This window comes from Pseudomonas sp. Irchel 3A7 (assembly GCF_900187565.1).
GTDB lineage: Bacteria > Pseudomonadota > Gammaproteobacteria > Pseudomonadales > Pseudomonadaceae > Aquipseudomonas.
This window is the reverse complement of sequence record NZ_FYED01000014.1, coordinates 1-21,301: the sequence shown is the minus strand read 5'-3', so window position 1 is coordinate 21,301 and position 21,301 is coordinate 1. Positions and strand designations below refer to the sequence as shown.

The 21,301-nt window shown below is 55.8% G+C and carries 19 protein-coding genes and 10 pseudogenes; 15 read left to right on the top strand and 14 right to left on the bottom strand.

The annotated features are described in order from the left end of the window. Positions 1–58: 58 nt before the first annotated feature. Positions 59–496 (bottom strand): DUF3995 domain-containing protein, encoded by a 438-nt coding sequence (locus CKW21_RS22100; RefSeq protein ID WP_095196025.1) that lies wholly within the window; start codon positions 494–496, stop codon positions 59–61. 95 nt (positions 497–591) lie between these two features. Here CKW21_RS22100 and CKW21_RS22095 point away from each other — a divergent pair, with 95 nt between their 5' ends. Together CKW21_RS22095 and CKW21_RS22090 are read left to right on the top strand one after the other, a co-directional pair. After that, the gene (locus CKW21_RS22095; protein ID WP_095196024.1) at positions 592–978 is read left to right on the top strand and encodes a DUF2946 domain-containing protein; all 387 of its coding nucleotides are present in this window, start codon (positions 592–594) and stop codon (positions 976–978) included. A gap of 89 nt (positions 979–1,067) precedes the next feature. Then, entirely contained in the window at positions 1,068–3,215 is a 2,148-nt protein-coding gene (locus CKW21_RS22090) for a TonB-dependent siderophore receptor (protein WP_095196023.1), read from the top strand. 106 nt (positions 3,216–3,321) lie between these two features. Here the strand turns inward: CKW21_RS22090 and CKW21_RS22085 are convergent, their stop codons facing one another. From CKW21_RS22085 to CKW21_RS22075, 3 genes are all read right to left on the bottom strand, one after another. Beyond that, positions 3,322–4,338, bottom strand: coding sequence for an ABC transporter substrate-binding protein (locus CKW21_RS22085; RefSeq protein ID WP_095196022.1), 1,017 nt, complete (start codon positions 4,336–4,338; stop codon positions 3,322–3,324). Between the two features lie 118 nt (positions 4,339–4,456). Next, positions 4,457–4,660 (bottom strand): hypothetical protein, encoded by a 204-nt coding sequence (locus tag CKW21_RS22080; RefSeq protein ID WP_095196021.1) that lies wholly within the window; start codon positions 4,658–4,660, stop codon positions 4,457–4,459. Beyond that, the gene (locus CKW21_RS22075) at positions 4,660–5,109 is read right to left on the bottom strand and encodes a hypothetical protein (protein WP_170948710.1); all 450 of its coding nucleotides are present in this window, start codon (positions 5,107–5,109) and stop codon (positions 4,660–4,662) included. Before CKW21_RS22075 ends, CKW21_RS22080 begins: the two co-directional genes overlap by 1 nt. 433 nt (positions 5,110–5,542) lie before the next feature. On the opposite strand from CKW21_RS22075, the gene CKW21_RS31925 reads away from it, so the two are divergent. The 3 genes from CKW21_RS31925 (at position 5,543) to CKW21_RS22060 (ending at position 6,545) form a co-directional block, all read left to right on the top strand. Beyond that, positions 5,543–5,779: a hypothetical protein gene (locus CKW21_RS31925; RefSeq protein ID WP_095196019.1), complete on the top strand. Its 237-nt coding sequence runs from the start codon at positions 5,543–5,545 to the stop codon at positions 5,777–5,779. 162 nt (positions 5,780–5,941) lie between these two features. Beyond that, a complete protein-coding gene (locus tag CKW21_RS22065) occupies positions 5,942–6,172 on the top strand; it encodes a hypothetical protein (protein WP_095196018.1) in 231 nt (76 codons plus the stop codon). Between the two features lie 133 nt (positions 6,173–6,305). After that, on the top strand, positions 6,306–6,545 hold the full coding sequence (locus CKW21_RS22060) for a DUF2789 domain-containing protein (protein WP_095196017.1): 240 nt from the start codon (positions 6,306–6,308) through the stop codon (positions 6,543–6,545). A gap of 9 nt (positions 6,546–6,554) precedes the next feature. On the opposite strand, the gene CKW21_RS22055 is transcribed toward CKW21_RS22060, so the two are convergent. The 3 genes from CKW21_RS22055 to CKW21_RS22045 all read right to left on the bottom strand — a co-directional run bounded on the left by CKW21_RS22055 (position 6,555) and on the right by CKW21_RS22045 (position 9,627). Further along, positions 6,555–6,758 carry a hypothetical protein gene (locus tag CKW21_RS22055; RefSeq protein WP_095196016.1) on the bottom strand — a complete coding sequence of 68 codons (204 nt, stop codon included), beginning with the start codon at positions 6,756–6,758 and terminating at the stop codon, positions 6,555–6,557. Between the two features lie 650 nt (positions 6,759–7,408). After that, complete coding sequence (locus CKW21_RS22050; protein WP_371917539.1) at positions 7,409–8,632, bottom strand: methyl-accepting chemotaxis protein; 1,224 nt, start codon at positions 8,630–8,632, stop codon at positions 7,409–7,411. Between the two features lie 590 nt (positions 8,633–9,222). Further along, on the bottom strand, positions 9,223–9,627 hold the full coding sequence (locus CKW21_RS22045; protein WP_007935965.1) for a TraR/DksA C4-type zinc finger protein: 405 nt from the start codon (positions 9,625–9,627) through the stop codon (positions 9,223–9,225). A gap of 363 nt (positions 9,628–9,990) precedes the next feature. Between CKW21_RS22045 and CKW21_RS22040 the strand changes: the two are divergent. Continuing rightward, positions 9,991–10,236: pseudogene (locus CKW21_RS22040) on the top strand (glutathione S-transferase N-terminal domain-containing protein); the annotation flags it as partial. A 275-nt stretch (positions 10,237–10,511) separates the two neighbouring features. Here the strand turns inward: CKW21_RS22040 and CKW21_RS22035 are convergent. Together CKW21_RS22035 and CKW21_RS22030 are read right to left on the bottom strand one after the other, a co-directional pair. Further along, entirely contained in the window at positions 10,512–11,342 is an 831-nt protein-coding gene (locus CKW21_RS22035) for an inositol monophosphatase family protein (RefSeq protein WP_095196014.1), read from the bottom strand. A gap of 529 nt (positions 11,343–11,871) precedes the next feature. Then, complete coding sequence (locus CKW21_RS22030; RefSeq protein ID WP_256590304.1) at positions 11,872–12,399, bottom strand: hypothetical protein; 528 nt, start codon at positions 12,397–12,399, stop codon at positions 11,872–11,874. An 84-nt stretch (positions 12,400–12,483) separates the two neighbouring features. Here CKW21_RS22030 and CKW21_RS22025 point away from each other — a divergent pair, with 84 nt between their 5' ends. Next, on the top strand, positions 12,484–12,768 hold the full coding sequence (locus CKW21_RS22025) for a helix-turn-helix domain-containing protein (RefSeq protein WP_095196013.1): 285 nt from the start codon (positions 12,484–12,486) through the stop codon (positions 12,766–12,768). A 284-nt stretch (positions 12,769–13,052) separates the two neighbouring features. On the opposite strand, the gene CKW21_RS22020 is transcribed toward CKW21_RS22025, so the two are convergent. Next, positions 13,053–13,472: an antitoxin gene (locus tag CKW21_RS22020; RefSeq protein WP_256590303.1), complete on the bottom strand. Its 420-nt coding sequence runs from the start codon at positions 13,470–13,472 to the stop codon at positions 13,053–13,055. A 143-nt stretch (positions 13,473–13,615) separates the two neighbouring features. Here CKW21_RS22020 and CKW21_RS32360 point away from each other — a divergent pair, with 143 nt between their 5' ends. Beyond that, positions 13,616–13,804 (top strand): AbrB/MazE/SpoVT family DNA-binding domain-containing protein, encoded by a 189-nt coding sequence (locus tag CKW21_RS32360; protein WP_095196012.1) that lies wholly within the window; start codon positions 13,616–13,618, stop codon positions 13,802–13,804. A gap of 31 nt (positions 13,805–13,835) precedes the next feature. Here the strand turns inward: CKW21_RS32360 and CKW21_RS22010 are convergent. Next, positions 13,836–14,098: pseudogene (locus CKW21_RS22010) on the bottom strand (transposase); the annotation flags it as partial. A gap of 200 nt (positions 14,099–14,298) precedes the next feature. On the opposite strand from CKW21_RS22010, the pseudogene CKW21_RS22005 reads away from it, so the two are divergent. From CKW21_RS22005 to CKW21_RS31920, 4 pseudogenes are all read left to right on the top strand, one after another. After that, positions 14,299–15,176: pseudogene (locus CKW21_RS22005) on the top strand (NAD(P)/FAD-dependent oxidoreductase); the annotation flags it as partial. A gap of 551 nt (positions 15,177–15,727) precedes the next feature. Next, positions 15,728–15,976: pseudogene (locus CKW21_RS22000) on the top strand (hypothetical protein); the annotation flags it as partial. Positions 15,977–15,978: 2 nt separating this feature from the next. Next, positions 15,979–16,845 (top strand): annotated as a pseudogene (locus CKW21_RS21995) (tyrosine/phenylalanine carboxypeptidase domain-containing protein); the annotation flags it as partial. 85 nt (positions 16,846–16,930) lie between these two features. Further along, positions 16,931–17,612 (top strand): annotated as a pseudogene (locus CKW21_RS31920) (integrase core domain-containing protein); the annotation flags it as partial. A 78-nt stretch (positions 17,613–17,690) separates the two neighbouring features. Here CKW21_RS31920 and CKW21_RS21980 read toward each other — a convergent pair. Both CKW21_RS21980 and CKW21_RS21975 read right to left on the bottom strand, forming a co-directional pair. Beyond that, positions 17,691–17,889, bottom strand: a pseudogene (locus CKW21_RS21980) (adenosine-specific kinase); the annotation flags it as partial. Continuing rightward, a complete protein-coding gene (locus tag CKW21_RS21975) occupies positions 17,886–18,797 on the bottom strand; it encodes a YeeE/YedE thiosulfate transporter family protein (RefSeq protein WP_095196009.1) in 912 nt (303 codons plus the stop codon). The gene CKW21_RS21975 and the pseudogene CKW21_RS21980, both read right to left, overlap by 4 nt. A 145-nt stretch (positions 18,798–18,942) precedes the next feature. On the opposite strand from CKW21_RS21975, the pseudogene CKW21_RS31915 reads away from it, so the two are divergent. The 3 genes and pseudogenes from CKW21_RS31915 to CKW21_RS21960 all read left to right on the top strand — a co-directional run. Continuing rightward, a pseudogene (locus tag CKW21_RS31915) lies at positions 18,943–19,187 on the top strand (transposase); the annotation flags it as partial. A 30-nt stretch (positions 19,188–19,217) separates the two neighbouring features. Beyond that, positions 19,218–19,676 (top strand): annotated as a pseudogene (locus CKW21_RS21965) (transposase); the annotation flags it as partial. A 232-nt stretch (positions 19,677–19,908) separates the two neighbouring features. After that, on the top strand, positions 19,909–20,394 hold the full coding sequence (locus tag CKW21_RS21960) for a DUF6130 family protein (RefSeq protein ID WP_095196008.1): 486 nt from the start codon (positions 19,909–19,911) through the stop codon (positions 20,392–20,394). Between the two features lie 130 nt (positions 20,395–20,524). On the opposite strand, the pseudogene CKW21_RS21955 reads toward CKW21_RS21960, so the two are convergent. Continuing rightward, positions 20,525–21,217: pseudogene (locus CKW21_RS21955) on the bottom strand (class I SAM-dependent methyltransferase). Positions 21,218–21,301 lie beyond the last annotated feature (84 nt).

Here is a 21,301-nt window from a genome sequence, read left to right as displayed (position 1 = left end):
GGGAGCGGGCTTGCCCGCGATTGCAATAGATCAGCCAGCACAGGAAGACCAGCCTGCCTCAAACCCAAGCCACCGCCAACAACCCGGCCCCCAACACCACGCACAGCGGCGAATAGACCCAGGTATCCCACCGCGCAAACCGGGAATCCTTGACCTCCTTGAAAAACCCCACCAGCTCCGAATCGCCAATCGCCCGGGCGAACAACAGGATCGCAATCGCACTGATCACCCATTGCAACGCCCGATGCTGTACCTGCGGCAGCCACCAGCCGACCCGCAAGCACACCAACAGCGCAATCACCAGCAACGCGGTGGCTACCAGCAGGGTGATCCAGCCTTGCGGCTCAAAAGCCGGATGCAACTGCACACCGCCCTCCACCGGTACCTGGGGCACAGCGGCCACCGTCGCCCACTCACCCCCCAACGCCCAATACACGTGTACCAAACTGATCGCTGCAAATATCGTCACCAGCCATTGAGCCAACGCAAAGGTCATGGTTGAAGATCCTTGAAAGAGATTTGGACAGAATCATCCTAGTCGGCATTTTTTGAAGTGCACGACCGGTCGGCGGTGGAGTAAAGTGCCGCCCCATGAAATTCTCCCGAACCGATCGCTCACTGTTGGCCTGGACGCTCTACTGCTGCGTTCTGCTCAACGTGTTCGCCTGCAGCATCGGTCACGGGCAAATGGTCGGGATGCAGCTCAACGGTATCGGCGGCCAATTCTGTGCGGTCGATCCGGCCACCCAGGCACCGGTCTCGACCAATTCCTCCCAGGACCAGCTGCCGACGCTGTCCAAGTCCTTCGGCTGCCCGTTGTGCTCCACCGGGGGCATGGGACCGGCGTTCAATTCCAGCCTGACCCTGGCGATCCTTCCCGAGCAACACAGCCCGCCATTGGCGCCGATCGCCAGTGCCGACCTCCCTGCCCGCTTCATCTGGCCCGCGGCCAATCCGCGCGCGCCGCCGCTCGCCTGAATTTCTTCGCCTCTACCGACCAGCCCACTTCGCCAACGCGAGGCGTTTGCGTGTGCGCTGCTTGCTAACCGAGCATTCAGGATTCATCGATGACACGTTTTTCTTTCGTTACCAGCCCTTTGCTGGCGAGCCTGTTCGGCTGCCTGTCCGTTAATGCCTGGGCGCAATCCACAGTCGATCTCGCCCCCATCACCATTGATGGCGATCAAAACGCCGCCTCCGGCCTCAACATCGACCAGTCCAGTGGCATGGCCTCGCGCCTGGGTTTGAGCGTGCGGGAAACCCCGGCCTCGGTGGCCATCGCCAACCGCAACGACATCGAGCGCCACGGCGCACAGAACTTCCAGGACGCCGCCAACACCCTGCCCGGCGTGAATGCCAGCGCACCGCCGGGCTTCGGCGGCTTCGTCTCGTACCGGGGCTTCACCAGCAGTCAGATCACCCAGATGTTCAACGGCGTCAATGTGTCCGGCGGTCTCGCCCGGCCGGTGGATGCGTGGATTTATGACCGGGTGGAACTGGTTGGCGGTCCATCGTCGCTGATCAATGGAGCCGGCTCCGTGGGCGGCTCGCTGAATTACGTGACCAAACTGGCGAGCCGTGAAGAGCAGGCGCTTGAAGGCCGGGTCAGCTACGGCACCTACGACACCACAGAAACCGCCTTCGGCCTGAATCACGCACTCAGCGAGGCCGGCGCGGACGTGCAGCATTACGCCCGCCTCGACGTCAGCCACAACACCGGCAACGGCTACATCGACCGCCAGGAGCGCGATGCCTGGAGCGTGGCGTTCTCGCTGCTCAGCGACTTGACGCCGAACCTGTCCCACACCCTGGCCCTGGAATACCAGGACGAGCACGAAGACAGTCCCTACTGGGGCACTCCAGTGCTCAATCCCAAGGCCGGTGAGCTGAAAATCGACAAACACAACCGCTTCAACAACTACAACGTCGAGGACGGCCGCTACGAGCAACGGACGATCTGGGTGCGCTCGATCATCGACTACCGGATCAACGACAGCACCACCTTGCGCAACATGCTTTACCACCTCGACAGCCAGCGCGATTACCGCAACCTGGAGACCTATCAGTACAACGCCGACAACAGCGCGGTGAACCGCTCCACGGCGTATCAGGTGCGGCATCAGGGCGAGCAGAACGGCAACCAGTTCGAACTGCGTCACGACAACACGCTGCTGGGGCTGGCGACCACTTGGTCCGGTGGCTTCGAGTACAAGGTCAACCAGACCACCAACTCACCCCTGAACGTCAAAGGCGCCAGCACTGTCAATCCGGATAACTATGAGCCAGGTCACTTCTACGACATTCCTGGCACTCAACAGGGTTTCATCAGCGACAAAACCAACGAGGTCACCACCAAAGCCTTGTTTGTCGAGAATCGCCTGGCGCTCACCGACAAGCTGTCGTTGCTCACCGGCCTGCGCTACGACGACATCGACCTGGACGTGACCAACCATCGCGTCGTGACCGCGAGCAATCCACGGCACCTCAAGCGCAGCTGGGAACCGGTGACCGGGCGGGTCGGCCTGACTTACCAGATCCTGCCTTCGGCGAATGTCTACGCGCAGTACAGCACCGCCGCCGAACAGCCCAATGGCACGCAAGACTTTGACGTGTCCACGGGCAAGCAGTGGGAGATCGGCAGCAAGTTCGATTATCTGGACGGTCGCGGTGCAGCGACGGTGGCAGCCTATACGATCGAGCGCAAGGACTTCGCGGTGACCGACCCGCTGGACCCGACCTTGAGCATTCCGGTAGGTCAGCAAACCTCCAAAGGCATCGAAGTGGCCAGCTCACTGCGGGTCACCGACAAGCTGTTGGTCGAAGGCAACTTCGCCTGGGTCGATGCCCGGTACGACGAATTCACTGAGAAGAATGCGGCCGGCGTGGTGGTTTCACGCAAGGGCAACACGCCGACCAATGTGCCGGACCGGGTGGGCAATCTGTGGCTGACCTATGACTTCGCGCCGCAATGGCAAGGGGGTGTCGATGCACGCTACGTGGCGTCGGTGTTTGCCGACAGCGCCAACACCATGACCGTGCCGTCGTACACGCTGTTCGGTTCGTTTCTGAGCTACAAGGTTGATCGACACACCACCGTTACCGGCCGGGTGCGCAACCTGACCAACGAGGTGTATGCCGAGTTTGCCCATGTATCGCCGGCGTACTATTTGGGTACGCCGCGGACTTTTGAGCTGGCGGTGCAGACCAGGTTTTAAAAGCAAAAGCTTCGCGAGCAGGCTCGCTCCCACAGGAGATCGATGGTGTTCACAGACCCCATGTGGGAGCGAGCCTGCTCGCGAAGGCGGCTTCGAGTTCACCCCATCACTTCAGTTCGGCAGACACCTTGTCCGCCACATCCTTGGGCACCCAGGCCTTCCACACATCCGGATGCTTCTTCATGAACTCCTGCGCTGCCTGGCGCGGCGGGGTGTGTTTTTCGCTCATATCCGCCAGGGCCTTGTTCAAGGGATCGATGGGAAAGTCGACCTTGGCGAAGAACTCGGCAATCTGCGGATACTGCTTCTGGAAGGGTGTGGACACACCGATGGACAGTTTCGAGGGCAGCGAACGGGTGGGCTTCGGGTTCGGGTTGTCGGCGTCGGTCAGGGTTTTCCAGGCTTCGGCGTCGAATGGCGGCTCTTCCAGCTGAATCAGTTTGAAGCGGCCGAGCAACGGCGTGGGTGACCAGTAATAGAACAGCACCGGTTTGCCCCGGCGGATCGACGAACTGATCTCGGCATCCAGCGCCGCCCCCGAACCGCTGCGGAAGTTCACGTAGCTGTCATCCAGGCCGTACGCCTTGAGCTTTTGCTTGTTGACCACTTCCGAGGTCCAGCCAATGGGGCTGTTGAGGAAGCGTCCCTTGTTCGGCGCTTCCGGGTCCTTGAACACGTCCTTGTATTTGGGCAGATCGCTGACACTGCGCAGGTCCGGCGCCATCGGCTTGATGCCCTTGGCCGGGTCGCCCTTGATCACGTATTCCGGTACCCACCAGCCTTCGGTGGCGCCCTTGACCGTATCGCCGAGGCTGGCAACCTTGCCTTCGGCCTCGGCCTTGACCCACACCGGACTGCGCCCGGCCCACTCTTCGCCAATGACCTGAATGTCATTGTTGGCCAGGGCGGTTTCCAGGGTGATGGTGGTGCCTGGCAACGTGTCCGTGGGCAGGCCGTAGCCCTTCTCGACAATGATCCGCAGGATATCGGTGATCAGGCTGCCGCTTTCCCAGTTCAGATCAGCAAAATGGATCGGCGCCTGGGCGGCCAGCACCGGAACGGGTGACGCCAACAATCCGCAAGTGGCCAGGACAGCAGCCAGCAACCGTCGAATACCTTTCATGCTTTTGCACCTCGTGCTGATCACAGCAATAGCAGGATGGCCAGGCAGAAGACCGCAAAGCCTCTGAAACTTCAGTCAATTGACTGTAGTAGAGGTTCCTGTTTTCGAGGGACGCGGATTAATTTTCGGAATTTTCCTGCAAAAGCACCAGTTCTCGTCTGACCATGCTGGCGTACTCCGCCGGACGCAATGCATAGAGCTGTGAGGCCACCCAATTCAGCCAGGCTCCCTGCAGAACAGGCTTGTGCTCGAACAGCCTCAGGGCTTCGGCTTGGGCACTGGCCTGATTCTGCTGGTGGAAGTCGGCGCGGGTCAGGTTCATCACTCGCTGGCCTTGAACATCACCAGTTCGCCTTTGCGCCACTTGGCGGCCTTGGCGGTCACAGCCTTGAGCGTCTTGGTCAGGCCTTCCTGCAATTGCTGGTGGGCGGCGAACACCGTCACCACGCTGTGACCTTCCTTGAATATCACCGCCTGGCCATCGGCGGTGGTCACAAAGGCGTAGTCGCCCAGGCCGTAGACCGTCAGTTTGATTTCGCGGAACTTGATTTCCAGCTTGCCGCCTTCGCGACTCGGCAGGACCGAGGCGCTGAAATGGTCGCCGACCTTGAGTTTGAGCCCCGGCTTGTCGTCCACCACCAGCGCCGATTCGGTGTCGATTTCGGCGACGTAGATGCCTTCGGCGTTCTGTTCGGTGATGTAAACGAAACGTGACTGAAACTGTTTAACCAGCTTTGCGCGCAAATCACCCAGCACGAACAAAGCATGCATATCGAGATTACTTACTGCCAAGGAACCATCCCCACATCTGTAAATGATGCCGCACGCTTGAAATGCGCACAGCCGAAAAAAGCGGCAATGCCGAGGGTGAAGCCAGATAAACCCGGGTCGAGATCCTGAATGAGCAGAGGGCTCATCCATCCGGAGGCTTGAGCAGACTACTGGACGCCGCTCGCCTCGTCCTGCCTGGCATTCGTCAAAGGTTGAAGGAAAACGCCCTTTGTACGGCCAGAGAAATACGGACTATCAACTTCAGGGAAAAAACTCTCAAAAAAAAAGCACTTTTCCGACATATCGCCAGGCAAAAATTGCTTTAGATAATCACAGATCACCCACCAGTGAGGGTGATTCTAGAGCAGCCATGCTCGCCGAGACTACCCATAACGACGTACATAAGTCGGTAAAACAACGAAAAGGACTTCCTATGTGCACGTTGACTCACTTCGATCATCCCTTGGCAGCTCCATCGACTTCCCGTTCGCAAGGGTTCCCACACGCTGAACCTCAAACCCGATACCCCGTCTTTCCGAGGTTTCAAGTGATATTGGCTGGCAATGCCTTCTTCCACATCAAAGAAATTTCCACGGGGCATGTAAGAGGTTTCCGCGCCAATCATAACGAAGCCTGCGCCCTCGCCCGCTCGCTCGAGTCACGTATTTGACACGACGCGCTTTGCTCCTTCAAAGAGACGTTTCGTCATGCCGGTGACTTAACTCAGCCGCCGGCCCGCAACTGCTGCCATACTGCCCGACCAATCAATAGCGTCCCGTCACCGCGGGGCGTCATTGAACACAACAATATATTTCCAAGGGAAGGCCGCAAAGTGACGGAATTTGATATCGGCGAGTTTTTTATCCGGGGCGAAGCCAGAGAAGTCGACGGCGAGTTCCAGGCCGTGATTGTCATGCGCGCCAAGCCACCGCTGAAAACCGTGAGCTATCACCAGGTCGAAAAAGACCGCTGGTTCAAGTCCACGGAGATCGCTGCCCTCGCCGCCCAGGAGTCCGCCAAGGAGCTCAAGGCGGCTGTCGATGCCGGCGCATTGAAAGCCTGATACCCGGTTTTGCGGTCTATGCTCACTCCTGCGTTTGAATATAGTTTTCGAACTCCTGAAGCGTGGCTCCCTCAGAAGTAATGGAGCCGTTGCTCAGACCTCGAACCCTCTTCGCCCCTGCAAGGAGATGAAAATGGAGTCACCGACCCACGACTTGAAAGGTTTGTTCGACCAGCTCGGCCTGGATTCCACCCAGACAGCCATCGACGATTTCATTGCCAGCCACTCGCCGATGCCCGATGACAAGAAACTCATCGATGCCGAGTTCTGGACCCCGCAACAGGCAGGTTTCCTGAAAGAACAACTGCGTGAAGACGCCGACTGGGCGCGGGTGGTCGACGACCTGAACTTGCGCATGCACCAGGTGCACTGACCTCTCGGTTCAATGCAGGCTGTCCGGGATTTCGGCGTTCAATTGCGCCAACCAGGCAGCCTTGCACTCCTCCGCTTCATCGCGACTGGAGAACGCCGTACCCCGGCGTTCTCCGTTCAACAACACCACCCAGCACACGCTCTGGCCCAAGGCTCGCAAACTGGCGGGCACACCGCTGCCAATCATCACCGCGACATCGACTCTGCTTTGCATGTTGCGCTTCGAACTCCGTTAGCAACCTAACTATGTAGGTAGGGTAATGAGTTCGATGCCGGGGAAACAGCGACGACTTTGTAGAGATCCGTTGTCGAAGTCGTAACAATCTCGTGGTTTAACGGGGCGCCTGGATCAAAGGCAAAAGCGAGGCGGCCTGACAGCCGACCTGGCTTTGGCAGATGTGCTCATTCCACTGTGGGAGCGAGCCTGCTCGCGAAAGGGTTGTATCAGTCAACATTTATGCTGCATGACACACTGCTTTCGCGAGCAGGCTCGCTCCCACAGGTCCGCGTATTTCCACAATTTTGTGCAAGTGCCGACTGCTTCTGCTCTTGCTCTGGCGTCGGCTCTTGCCCTGGCTTTTGATCTTGATCTGCCCCATCGAGAGGCCGAGCGCAGGTTCTGCGCAGTGGGCAACCCGGCATGGATGCCGGGTTAGCCGCCCCCGGCCATGGATGGCCGATGGCGGCGGGCCCACGAAGCAGGACCGGAGCGAGGGCATGCCGAGCATTAGCGAGGCACCGAACGAAAGGGGCGAAAGCGCTTTGGTTACTTTGGCGCTTTTCCAAAGTGACTCGCCGTAAGGGCGAAACCATTAGTCGCCGTTACCAAATCAACGGATATGTACACCAACCCAAATCCAAAACCTAGCGAACCGTCTGCGGCTTATACCCCAACCGCAACCCACCCCAATGCCGCCCCCTGACCACAATCGGCACCGACAAATCATGCATCAGTTCCCCGGTGTCCCGGGTGTAAGTCTGCAACAACACCGCCTGCTGATGACTGCCACAGCGAATCCCGGTGCGGTCGGCGAATTTCCGTTTGGTGCGGTTCTGCAACGTATCGACCTGCACATCACCGGTCAGCGGCTGGCTGAAGACGTTGTTGTGGGTTGGCACATAACCCTGCTGGGTGCAGGCAATCGCGAACACCAGGCCTTCATGACGCGGTAGCAGCGGTTCCTGGATCGCCGGCAAGACCTGATCGGTGTAGCGGTCGAAACGCGTCTGGTATTTGGCCGGGCTGGTGTCGGGGATCGCCTGGTAATTGCGGTCGAACAAATCGTCGAGGCTGACACGGCCTGCGTCGATGTCCGCTTCGAAACGCGCTGCAATCTGACTCGCGCCTTCGCGCGCCAGGTCGTAGATCCGCTGGTGATAATCGTCCAGCCCGACTTCGGCCAGTCGCTCGCTGATGGTTTCCGCCTGCCCTTCCATCTGCACCGCCGCCTCGGCCAGGCGGCGGGTTTGTTGATCGCTGATGGCCAGGTCACTGCGCATCTGTTCGATGGCGTGGAACAGGCTGTCGAGTTGTTCGCGATTGGTCTCGGCGCCGCGGGCGATTTCCCCGACCTGGGTTTCAACGCTGGCCGCCAGGCGGGCGATGTTTTCCAGATGCTGACCGGTGTGCTCGACCTGCTCGACACCGGTGTCGAGATCACTGGACAGCTGGCGGATCTGCTCCACCACCTGCGCGGTGCGTTGCTGGATATCGGCCACCATCTCACCGACTTCCCCGGTCGCGGTCGCCGTGCGCGCGGCGAGTCCGCGAACCTCATCGGCCACCACCGCAAAACCGCGCCCGTGCTCCCCGGCCCGCGCCGCTTCGATCGCCGCGTTCAGGGCCAACAGGTTGGTCTGGCTGGCGATGGACTGAATGACCAGGGTCACGCGTTGGATATCGTCGCTGCGCAGGCTCAGGGCTTCGATCAGTTCACGGCTGCTATTGGCCCGTTCGCTGAGTCGGTGCATCCGCGAAATCGACTCGATCAACTCGCTTCGCCCGGCCGCGCCGCTGCGATGCGCCTCACTTGCAGCGCTCAGCGCCTCGCGACTGAGGGTCGAGGTGGCCTGTTCGGTGGCAATCATCACTTCGGCGTTGCCGACGATTTGCGCTGCTGCACCCAGTTGCGATTGCAGCTTGTCCGCCAGTTGCTTGACCGAAAAGGCCACGCCGGCGGCGGACAGCGCGTTATGACTGGTGGTGTAGGAAAGATCGCGGGTCAACGCGGCGATGGCGCCGGAGGTATCGGCAGGAACGGATTCGGGCGTTGCGCGTGAGCGCAGGCGAGGCAGCCAGATAATCAACACGGCCACTGGCAAGCCAAGGTAAAGCGACCAGCCGCCAAGTGTCATGCCACACAGCAACAGCATCAGGGCGATGCTTTGCAACGTCGGTGTCAGCCAGCGGTTTTTCGGCAAAAGTACAGGCGCAGGCACTGCCGCCACCAGAGAACCTTCTCTCGTCATCGTAGTCACCCCAAAAAAATCTTCTAATTGTTGTCTTCGCATTAAGCGCCACTAAAAAGCCATTATCCATAAGCCTTTAGTCGCGGATGTTGCAGCAGATCAATAGAAGATTTCGTGGACGACAAAAAGCACCGCGGGCAAGCCAGCTCCCACAGGGTTCACGATAATCCTGTGGGAGCTGGCTTGCCCGCGATGGGGGCGCTGACGAATCAGGCCTGACGCTGGTGCTTGTCGATCTGCTCGTGACGCTCTTGAGCTTCGATGCAGTACTTGGTGGTCGGGCTGATCAGCAGGCGCTTGAGGCCTATCGGCTCGCCGCTGTCGTCGCACCAGCCGAAGCTGTCTTCTTTGATACGTTCCAGGGCTTGTTCCAACTGAGGCAGCATGCGCTGGTCGCGATCGATAGCGTTTACCAACCAGGTACGCTCTTCTTCCACGGAAGCCGCGTCAGCCGGATCGGCCGGGGTGTCCAGGCTTTCGATGGCGATGCGGTTCTGTTCGATGCGCTCATGGGTTTCGACTTTCATGTTCTGCAACAGCTCGGAGAAAAAAGCATGTTGCTCGGCATTCATGTAGTCATCCGCCGGCATGGCCAGCAACTTGTCCTTTGTCATTGATATCTCTATAAAAAAACGTGCATTAAGGCGAATAAGGGAGCGTTCCGGCGGACCTGGGCAGGCCATCGGAAAGGCGCCGTTTGTTCCAAGCGCCACCCGGCACTCAATTTACGAGGGGCGGCAGTCTAAGGCCGACTTGAGGCCTCAGCAACTGAAAAGACAGCGAATTTGTCCGACAAGGCCTCGAAAATGCGCTATGGCAGGCATCCAGGCGGATATCGGAGTGCGTTTATAGCAAGAAATTCAATCCAGCGGAGGTATATAGAAGACAAACGGCTGAGCAGCAGGCCCCCTTTTGCAGGTCGCGCAGGCTCGGCTAAGGTTGTACCTCCCGAAATGGCAAACCCAAGGAGCGGTTAAATGAAACTGATCGGCATGCTGGATTCGCCCTATGTGCGACGCGTCGCCATTTCTGCCAAACGCCTGGGCATTGCCCTGGAGCACGAATCGGTGTCGGTGTTCAGGACGTTCGAACAGTTCCGGCAAATCAACCCGGTGGTCAAGGCCCCCACCCTGGTGCTGGATGACGGTCAAGTGTTGATGGATTCCACGCTGATCATCGATTACCTGGAAGCACTGGCTGGCCCGGAACGCACTTTGATGCCTGCCCCCATCTGTCACGACGCATTGACACGATGTCACGATGACTTGACATGTACATCTCCTAAGCGCACCAACTCAATGCAAAAATGACTCATACCTGATCCAATTGGCTCAGGTGGTTATTTTACAGAGCATTTGAACGCCCCATCGATCTGGGAGAGAGTGAATTCTCCTGCCGCACGAAACGCGCATCTGGTGAGCAGCGAGCGAAGTGCCTGACGCGCCAGGCGTCAACATTGCTATGGCTTGATTATAAACGCCAAATTGAATGATTACGTTTAAGCATGGCTCTCCTTCGCTGTGAAAATTCGATTCCAATCTCGAGCCAGCAATGTCCGACACGCCATCTCTGATCCCCCGAAGCAGCGTCTTGAGACCGTCTGCATTTTTGCTTCTGTTACATAGCAAATTGACTCACCATTTTCATTGAGCAAAATGCCACCCGCACCTCGCAACAACGCGTGTCCTGCAACGACGTCATGTGCAGAAACCGCGTACAGAGAAACTCCGCAGACGCCATCTCCTGCGGCGACTTTTGCAAGCCTATAGGCAATTGAGGACATCGCAACAAAATTGCTGGGGGTGCAAAGCTCACGATTGATCTCTGGCTTGAAAATCGCGGCTGCACTCACCATCACGTAGGAGTTGCTCGACAACGCCAGTCCAGAGAGTTTTCTTGCCACTGGCTGTCCATTGCGTAACAAATTGGGTAGTCCCTCAGACCAGGCGATGCAATCAGGCGAGCCCTCAACAGTGACTGGTGCGTAGACCACCCCCAATACCGGAATTTGCTTATGCAGAAGGCCGACAGAAATGGCAGACCCTTTGAGACCTTTGAGAAAATCACTCGTGCCGTCATTAGGATCGACGACCCAACACCAGGAATGTCCCGTGAGGCTATGTCCGGTTTCCTCGCCCCAGAAGTCACAAGAAAAAAGTCCTAGAAGTTGCTGGCATAGAACGCGTTCGATTTCTATGTCTACTATGGCTTTATCCCCCTTCCCTCGCGGTCCATTTACCCTCGCCCATTCCTCAATAAGTAGCTGTCCCGCGCGGATAACGACCTCGATAGTCTGAGTGAGCAGCATTGGAAGATCTGATTTGTGCATGGGGCTCTCAATATCGGAAGAAATACTGGGGCGCTTGATGAGGGTTAGGCTGTCAGCTAGGCGATTCAGATTTGTCTATGCATCCAGGGGTCATTATCTGACCACATGTAATGCGTCGAAAGTAGGCGATTGGAGCCGCGGTCACCTTGAGCATTAGGGTTATGCTAGCCACCCGCAAGGCGCCCAATAGGTTCATGTTCTATTCCGAATTGCAAGGCCGCATCAAGAAATCTATGTGCAGCGTCATTAGATCTATTTGCCATCATGCGCTGAGCTTCGGCCTCAAATTGAGCCTTTAAAAACCACTTAGACGTTTTGACTTTGCGTCTTCCTTTCATGGCCGTCTCTCGTGAACACTGTTGGGTAAGGGGGCTTCGTCGTCGCTCGTCTTGGCCTATCGCAGGCAGCGATGATTAGCGTCGAAGTCCATAAGTTTGAAAGCCAGAGGTATCCGTACCCTCCGACCCGGTTTGATCTGCAAAAAGGTCTCCTTTGGAATTGAGCTACGGTACCAATGGAGAGCCGACAACTACTCAGAGGCATCCTCCTCATCAGGTAGATTTACTGCGTTGACCATTCGAGTGATGACGATAGACAACCAGGTTTGATGGGCGACAAGCTCTGGATCAACGTCACCATCCGCATTGGACGTTTTATAGAGTGATCTCCAGCCCAGGATATCTGTAGGGTCGACCTTTTCGTTGTCTCTGAATACAGATTTTGAAGCAAGGCGGTAGGCGTATGTATCTAAGCAAGCGCCATCCGCTAACCCTAGCTCGACTCGGCCAAAATCAAAGACATTCTCAGCGATCCACCGCGGAGAGCCGTTAAGTTTTGGAGGTATTGCCAGCAGGACACCAACGATGGCCTTATCTGAATCAGGCCGATCCATTTCGTTGAACAGGTCGATCAGTTGTTGGCCGGAGAAGCGTTTGATTATCTCTATGCCCTGCTCCGGCTGAGCAATGTTCGCCACCGCGACCATAAGCATGGTTGAAGGATTGTGCTGAATACTCGTCGCAGACAACTGACGGGCGCTAATCTGAAGTGCGGGCATAAAACTCTCTCAAAATGAACACTATAGATTGTAGCTCTATAGAGCTCACAAAGGCTTCATCGTTCCTTTTGTGGATTAAGCAAAATGGAACTGAAGGAAGCGTTCGCCATTGCGTTACGTAACACACGGCTTCGCCGGGGCTTGACCCAAGAAGATTTTGGAATCGTCAGTAGCAGGACATATCTCAGCACGCTGGAGCGCGGCCTTAAGAACGTTACATTGGAGAAGGCATCGGAGCTTGCCGACAGAATGGGGGTGCACCCGCTTACCCTCCTCCTTGAGAGTTTTTTGCTCCTCGATCCGGATACAGATTTAGACTCGCTGTTTGAACGCATTCGGCGTGAGATCAATACGAACCAAAACTCTTAGCTCGGAGCCGGTCATGTCGAATTATTGCGGAGCGTTGTCTGGCGTCTCGTACTGAGTCAGGTATATCGACCTTGAGCAACTTGAGGTTTCCGGGGAAGCCCACTAGTCAATCTCAAGGTATGCGAGAATCTCCAGTATGGCCCCGATGGCGTGCCGGCCAGGTAGGCGACTGGTTTTCTGGCGATATGTCACCTGCCGTTGACCAGCCTCTCCCCGCGGCCGGTCCTATCTGCAAAGTGCTGATGCGCGATAGAATCAGAATGCCAACCCTTCTGCTAACTGAATCAGCATCTCCTCAACCCGACGGGTGCCCTGGATGGTTTAAAGCATCGCAATTGGGCTTTTACCCGAAAGCAATCCTTGGACTTGGAGAGCCAGTGCTTGGCCTTTTCGTCGCCCCCGAAGAGCGTCTGGGCCGTGGCGATGATGTGTGCAACACGAAACAGGCGATCGCTCTCGTCCACCGTCAATCGCTGGCCGCGCGCCAGCCTAGTTTTGAGAGCTTTGGGCGAAATTATCTGGTCGCGCTCTAGCGGAATTATTCCGCCAAAGTCGCAAAGGACTTTGACATTACCAGCCGAGAAACCAGCTTCGATCAGTTCGTGGATGTCCCAATCTGAAGCGTCCGTGGGGATTTGGAGAAGTGCTTCCAACCGTACCCGGTAGGCACCATAGACATTCTCACGCAGAATTTCAGCAAACATAGGACACCCTCTTGTTCGGCATTTGCCGTGCACCTTCGCGACAGGCAGTGACCGTCCATGACCGGCCAATAATATCCGTTCGAGTAGAAATAATCATGAGCATAATGAAACGTCCCCTACGATGGAATGAGAGCTAAACGATCATGAGCGAAAACGAACGCTGGACAGTCAGATGCCAGGAAACCGCGGATGGAACTGGCGACGTCATCGTTGATCTGCCACCAGAAATGCTTGCGAAATTAAGTTTAGGCCTTGGTGACGAGTTAACTATCGAGATGGTAGATGGTGCGATAGTCCTGAAACCGAAGCACACTACGTCGTCCTCGTCCTGAACTTTGCTTTACTCGTTAGAACTACCTCGTTTTCTCGCTCAAGGCATCGGTTCGACTGAATGCGGTTGAGGTAACCGTAGATATAGATCTTCAGCAGGATCGCAGGGGGGGGGAGTATGCAGGTCTGCCGGTTTCGGCTGGAATGTCGCCATCAAAACCCAGCTTGGCCAGGTTGAGTTCATCGACGAAAACGTCAACCACGCGTACCGGATTGGTATCGCTGACATAGTCGTCGAGGCTTTCGGGAAGTAAGGTGCTTTGACCTCGGTGTTCACCCTGGATAAACCGTATCATGGGGTTCCCTTGCGATGAAATTCTCAGAAATCATAGCAAGGGTTTGTCCGGGCGTTTTTACACACTCTGGGCCAGAAGCAGACACTCAAAAGCTGAACGATCAGGTTCTCATCTCATGAAATCATCCAGCTGTCGTACCATCGGCTCATCGACAGAACGGAGGTTGACATGGAAATGGTCAGGACAAACGAGTCGTTGTCATTGGTGCGGGCATCGTTGGCGCGTCATTGGCGTATCACTTGGCAGGTAAAGGCGCGAATGTCACTTTGGTAGAAGCTGAAAATATAGCGTCGGGAGTGACTGGCAGCTCATTCGCTTGGCTCAATGCCTCACACCCCGAACCTGACCCAATTGCGCAACTGCGCGGTTCTGCCATCAAGGAGTACCGCCGACTCGAAGCGCATCTGCCAGGTCTGGAGATAAGGTGGACAGGTGCCTTGTCTTACAGCGTGATGGCGATTGGAGCGCTGCCGATCTAAGGTCACCAAGCTTCGGCAAACCTGGTGTCTCGATCGCAGATTCTCGACTTGGAACCAAATCTCAAGCCCCCCATTCTGCTCTGTATGCGGCTGAAGAAGGAGCGCTGGACGCAGTGGCAGCTACGCATGCGTTGATCGCAGGTGCCCAGGCGTATGGGGCGAAGATTCTCACTCAGACGCGAGTGCTCGGTTTTGTAACCCAGAGTGCAACGGTGACCGGAGTCGAAACAACAATAGGCATCGTCGATGCCGATATTGTCGTACTCGCAGCCGGGACAGGCATCACGAAACTGACAGACATGCTTGGAGTGTCCCTGCCAATAGAGGCCTCGCCTGCCATTTTCATTCGTTACAAGTCACAACCCAACCTCGTGCACACCCTCATCTCCAGCCCTGAAATGGAAGTGAGGCAAAGTTCGAATGATGCGTTGCTGGCGGCAGAAGATTACCTGGACGACGCCATGGAAAATCAGCCGGCAGCAATAGCGCTTCGAACTGCCAAGACAATCCGGAACGAACTCCATGGTGTTATTTCCATAGATCCGGAACGGGCTTGTATCGGTCTCAGGCCCATGCCTGCCGATGGCATCCCCATCATCACACCCAGCTCCAAGTCGTGCGCACCTTCGTAAAATCATTCACCTTCACGGACGCATTGCGGACGGCACGGGAACGCCCAACGCTAAGGTCAAGTCGGCAGCATGTCTACATCTCAAGAGCAGCAACATCTGGCGCTTACCATAGATTGCATTTTGTACCCCTCTGTATCCAGAGCCTTCATATACTTACAAACATTCAAAACAACCGATTTCGGACATAATCAGAGTACCCCCTCCTGCAAGAATTCTCCACGTCAACCATCCATTGACCAGCGTTTAGGTTCGGACAGTTGGCATTGCATCTTGGTCTGTCAATGTTCGCGACGATGTCGTATGGCGCGCTCTTTTCGCCAAGAAACTCAGTCAGACACGGGTGTGACGACCCAAGTAGGTGTGCCTCGGTCTCCGTTTCAGTGATAACGAATAGCGGTGGCTGATGTTCGGAAAAGCACGGTGTGGTCTCCCGTATCGCAGCAGATGGATCGCAGGCTGCAGCAAAAGTCGTCCGACTCATTGGGCGACAACAAACCTTACCTAGAGGAGTACTTGCCATGAATATTCAATCCAAGAGTTTGCGAAGCTGGCAGTTATTCAGCCTGATCGCAGCACTGGTTATGGCGATGAGCGCTACGGCCATAGCAATCCAGCCAGACCTAATCGACGGACTTCGCAGTGCCATACGCGCAACAGCACGCTCATCCTTCGTGCTCTTCCTGATCGCCTTTACGGCCTCTGCCTTCGCCGTACTGGTACCGTCACCGCTCTCAAAAGCTTTGGTCCGTGAGCGTCGTTTCATTGGCTCATCATCTATTGCGACCCAGGCCATCCGGCCGGAAATTTTCTCGCCATGACCGCCCGCAGATATGCCACCGCCGGGCGCATGCCCGGGGCTATTGGTACGCCGGTCTTCACTCAGTATTCGTTAGCACTGTATCGCCGCCCGAACTTTTACTACACGAACCAGAAACTGAATATGCCGGATGCGGCGCGTTTCTTTCTCAAGACCACCGACGCCTTGCTCGGCGGTGCCCGGATCGCGCCGACTCAGGCCGATATACCGGCCGAGGCGTACGCCGCCTGGATTCAACCGGAGCTGGACCGTTTCTTCGGTGAGGGGCTGATCAAGGTTGTAATCGATGCAACCCTCGCCGCCAAGGCCATCGCCGGGGCGAGCCGTATACGCCTGCGGGCCAGCTCGCTGTTTTCGGAGCTGTATAAGAATCAGTTGTTGCAACACGAGGCTTTCGTGCATGTGGTGACGGCACAAAACGGTGCATTGCAACCTAACTTCAAAAGCCTGGGCCTTGGACGCCACGAACCACCCAGACTAAGGAGGGTATCGCCACTCTGGCCGAGCTGTTCACTGGGAGCATGGGTATCAACCGCCTGCGGCGCCTGGCGCTGCGGGTGCTCGCGGTGCAGCAGGCGCTGGATGGCGCCGACTATTCAAGTAGTTGAAGGTTTTTGGGCGGGTGGGCACTCGCAGGAAGAGTCGTTCTGCTCGACGCAACGGGTTTTCCGAGGCGCTGACCTGCGGGGTGACTCGGCGTTTACCAAGGATGCTGCTTATCTGACGGGGATGCTTGGCGTACATATGCTGTGGCGCATTGCGATCCGGGATAACCGGCCGGATTTGGTGGGGCATTTGCTTGCTGGGCGACTTAGCTTGGGGATATCCACGTTCGGATCGCCGAGCAATACAAGCACATGCAAGTGGTTATCTGCCTGTGTTTCGGGGGCGAAATCCATGAGGCTATGGATACCGTCGCGTCTGGGGACTGCTGCGTCGTGCGCGTGAAAAACGGTCGCTGCCTGCGGTCAACGTGAAACGGGTTTACCGGGTGATGCGTGACCACAACCTTTTGCTTGAACGCCGGATCAAACAGCTCGGCGTGCCGCGTCGGCACGAAGGCCGTATTGCCGTGGAAAACAGCGATACGAGTTGGTACTCGGACGGCTTTGAGTTCCGTTGTGAGGACTGCGACAAAATGAGCGTCACCTTCGCCCTGGACTGCTGTGATCGCAGCCATCGGCTGGATCGCGAGTCCGACCGGGTAGAGCGGCTATGATATCCGCGCCTTGATGCTGGAAAGCGTGGAGAAGCGCTTTGGTGATCAACTGTCCGCCACGCCGGTGCAATGGTCAAGCGACAACGGCTCGGCGTACACTGCCGAACAGACACGCCTATTTGCTCGACAAATCGGCTTGCAGCCGGTGACAACACCGCTGCGTAGCCAGCAAAGCAACGGCATGGCCGAGAGCTTCGTGAAGACGATCAAACGTGATTATGTGGCGCACATGCCCAAGCCGGATCGAGAAACGGCGCTGCGTAACCTGGCAATTGCCTTCGAGCATTACAACGAGCAGCATCCGCACAGCGCCTTGAACTATCGCTCACCGAAGGAGTTCAGGCGCTTGGCAGTAGCATCAATTTAACAGGGAATTGGTGTCCGGTTTTTTAGGGACAAGTCCAGTCATACCAGCCCCTTCCCCACGAAATACTCAATCTGCAATTCACAGCTTGTAGCCAATCTGCCGCAACAAGTCCTTGCCACTCAGGATGACTTCATCGCTTTCAAGGTCATTGTCACAGAAGCCATCCACTACGCCAAGGATCGCTAGCCTCTGTTCCGTCTGGGCGATATTCACTTCCGTTTGATTGGCTGTGCGCAAAAATAAGGCACAGCTCTGGAACAATCTTGAGGGTGTTCAACCTGTACTGCGTTTCTTACACCACAATGACACCAGTATGCCTGTGGTAATCGACACCAGTGGAATACTTGAAGCCACGCCCAGTGTTGGAAACACCAGCAGTATTTGCGAGTCGTTACCGCCGAGCATCATCGAAGCCCCAATCCCCATCAAAATACCAGACAACAAATGAATGCTAGCCTTTGATGGAGTAAAGGCCTCGAAATGGAATATTTTCCTGTAAAGGGTAAAACTCAGCATGCCAGCCAGCAACATAAAAAACACCGCAATTCGCCGGGCGCTGATTGCCATATCGGCTTGCCAGATCATCTGCGAAACATTGTAAAAAAAAACACTAGGCGTCCATAACGGCTCAAACGAATAGAGCGCACTTGTCAAGGCACCCAGCAACATACTGGAGAAAACCAGATGTTTATTACCATGTATGCCGACTAAAAATATTAGCACCAGCGCCACTACTCCGATCAACAGCCAGTAGTGGGGGCTGGAAATTTCCGGCATCAGAATGGTCTTCTGTTCGGGTATAATACGCATGTAATACCAGAATATGATCCCCAGGACCCAGCCGATCATCGTGAACAGTTTATTGAAATTGCCAGAGGCGAATTTGGTCAGCGTGCCTACGCTGCAACCGTTGTTCAGCACCGATGCCACTCCAAACAACAAGCCTCCAGAAATCAGTAAAGGATAGGACATACCAGGCGAGTACAGCGGCAGGCTGACCTCGGAGAAACGATAAAGTGGGGCCAATATCAACCCGAACAATCCACACGATGTAAGTGCCACAAACAACGTCGGGCGTCCCTCCAGCAGCTGTTCGCTCGCTTTGACAAGGCACATACCCGTGCGCTGCGAAATCCAGCCAATCAGGAACGCTAATATCAACGCCATCAGTAAAGAGAAAACCATGTTCGTACGCCACCGCTGATTTGGATGGACTGAGACCAACTAGGCATTAGCGTAGCTCTTCATCAGGCTGCCCGGTATCTGACACAGCCTTAAGATGGCGGTCGCTTTGTATCGCTCCCTGTTTTTGTATACGTTGAATGGCTGATCTTGGCATGAAGCCTCTCGCGATGTGGCTCGGTGAATTGCAGTAACGCCGGCATATCTCCGCTCTCGCCATAAACGTGAAAAGGTCGAAATGTTGTTTGCCCACCTCAAGCGCATCCTGAAATTGATCGCTTGTGACTACGTGGCATGAGTGGCGCGAGGAATGAAGTCACGCTGGCCGCCGCAGCGCAGAATCCGCGACGGCTGGTCAAATTTTCATCTCAAGGGCCACCGGTCACTAGATAGGTGCACCTGCACCAAGCAAAAAACCTCAAATTAACCCTCAATGTGCCCGAGACGATGACTTCTGGAGCCAAGGCTGACGGGCGTTTTAATAACGATGTCGTCTATGACGCGGCAAAAAACGAATATATTTGCCCGGCTGGAGAGGTGCTGATCTAGCGCTATTCCTACGTGGAAAAAGGCCTGTTGCTGTATCGTTACTTGAGTTCGAAATTCCAGGGCTGCGCGTTGAAATTAAATTGCACACCGAGCACGGAACGACGGGTTCGACGCTAGGAGCATGAAGACGTATTGGAGGAGCTGCAGCTTCGGCTGAGTAAAGCACCAGAGATGATGCGAGTCCGAAAACGGGCTGTTGAGCATCCCTTCGGGACGCTCAAACAATGGATGGGTGCAACCTTCCTGATGCGAAAGCTGGCCGGGGTGAGCGCGGAGATGAGCTTGAATGTGCTCGCCTACAACTTGAAACGGGTCATGAAAATCATCGGTACAACAAAGGGTCATCATGACTTGATCAGGCGACGAAGCCAGACAGCTTTTAAGATCGAAGCGGGATCTAGCTTTTTTACACATTCCCAGCCAGGAGCGGACAGCCTGCCCTATTAATAACCCCCCTTTCGGTCTTTACCGCTCTTTACCGGCTCGTTTCCTTCACCTCGCTCATGGTTAGACAACTGATTGGTTTGGTCTAGCCTTTTATCAGATCATCCAGGGAGAAAACGCCATGTCCCTAGCTTTTAGAAACCTGTTCGTCTTTGCGTGGGTAGGCTTTTTTTGCCTGGCAGCATTCGGCCAAGAAGAAGCAGCTACCAATCACCCTCCGGCAATTCTCCCATTGGAGTCAGAGTTGCCGCCAAAACTCGTAGCCTTTGCGCCGCTTGCCGAGCCGCTTGCCCGTGGTGTCGTCATTATTCAGTTTAGGATAGAACACGCCAGAATCATGCCTGTATTTGGCAAAGCTGCTGCTGACGTCTCACCGCGTCTGGGCCACCTCCACGTGACCGTCGATGACTGGAAAGGTACATGGGCGCATTCCAGTGAAGATCCGATTATCTTAGTTGGACTGACGCCCGGTATTCACAAGGTTCTCCTGGAAGTGGCCGACCCGACTCACCAAATCCTCACCAGCTCCACAGTGAGATTCATAGTTCCCGAGAAGAAATCATCGCATGCCCATCACATGGACGACATCCACACGGTAAAACCATGAGGAATTCTTGAATGCACGTTAGTGCATATACTTAGTAGGAAGCTGCTGTGCACAAAGTTTGTGCTTTAAGGCGCTCGATGACTTTCGAGTCGAGCAGAGACCGGCGAAAAACTGAAATTTAGATCGCCGCTTAGACCAATTTACACGTTAACCAGGCGCTCCAGAACAGGCTGCTGAAAAATCGGGTAGCGTCCCCCAAACCCGCATCATGCCAAAACTACTGAACATCCACCTCAGAATGTGGAGGGTCAGCGCCTTATGAATTTTTCCAAGTTTGACTTTCACTTGATCCGGCCTGGCTCCACGCTGCCTCCAACGTTGTCCCGGGCGGCGAGCAGTAACGACTGGCCGGCATAGGCATATTGATTGCCGGCAACAATCAGCGGAGCCCCGGTTCCAGACGAGCCCGAATGGATCGCAGAATTTCTTCCTTGGCATCATCCCAATCGAGATGATGGAATACACCGATCAAAGTGGCTGCGTCGTATGACTCATCTGCGGCCAAGTCTTCAGCGTGCCCAAGGTACACTCCCGTTCTTTCAAGCACGTTATTTAGGGCTAACTCCTGTTTCGCGATTTCCAGCATCGGTTCCGACGGATGAACGGCGATGAAGCAACAACCCGGCTCAAGCCTGACCATCGCGATGATCTCCTAGGCCGCACCTCCAGCGCCAACTACCAGTATTTTTGCCGAGCGCATATTTCCAAAGCTTGCCGCGAACATGCACGCCACCAAGTCCTGACAGGCCTCATAACCTGCCAGTGCGATACGACTCTGCCGTATGCGTCCGGCAAAGTCATCTAGCCCGCCCTGAAAAGGCAGGACATGGTGTGCACTTAAATTTAAGTGGACACCATTTCTAGCCTTTTAAGCGGGTCTTTCATGCAGCCACAACGCCGTTCCTAC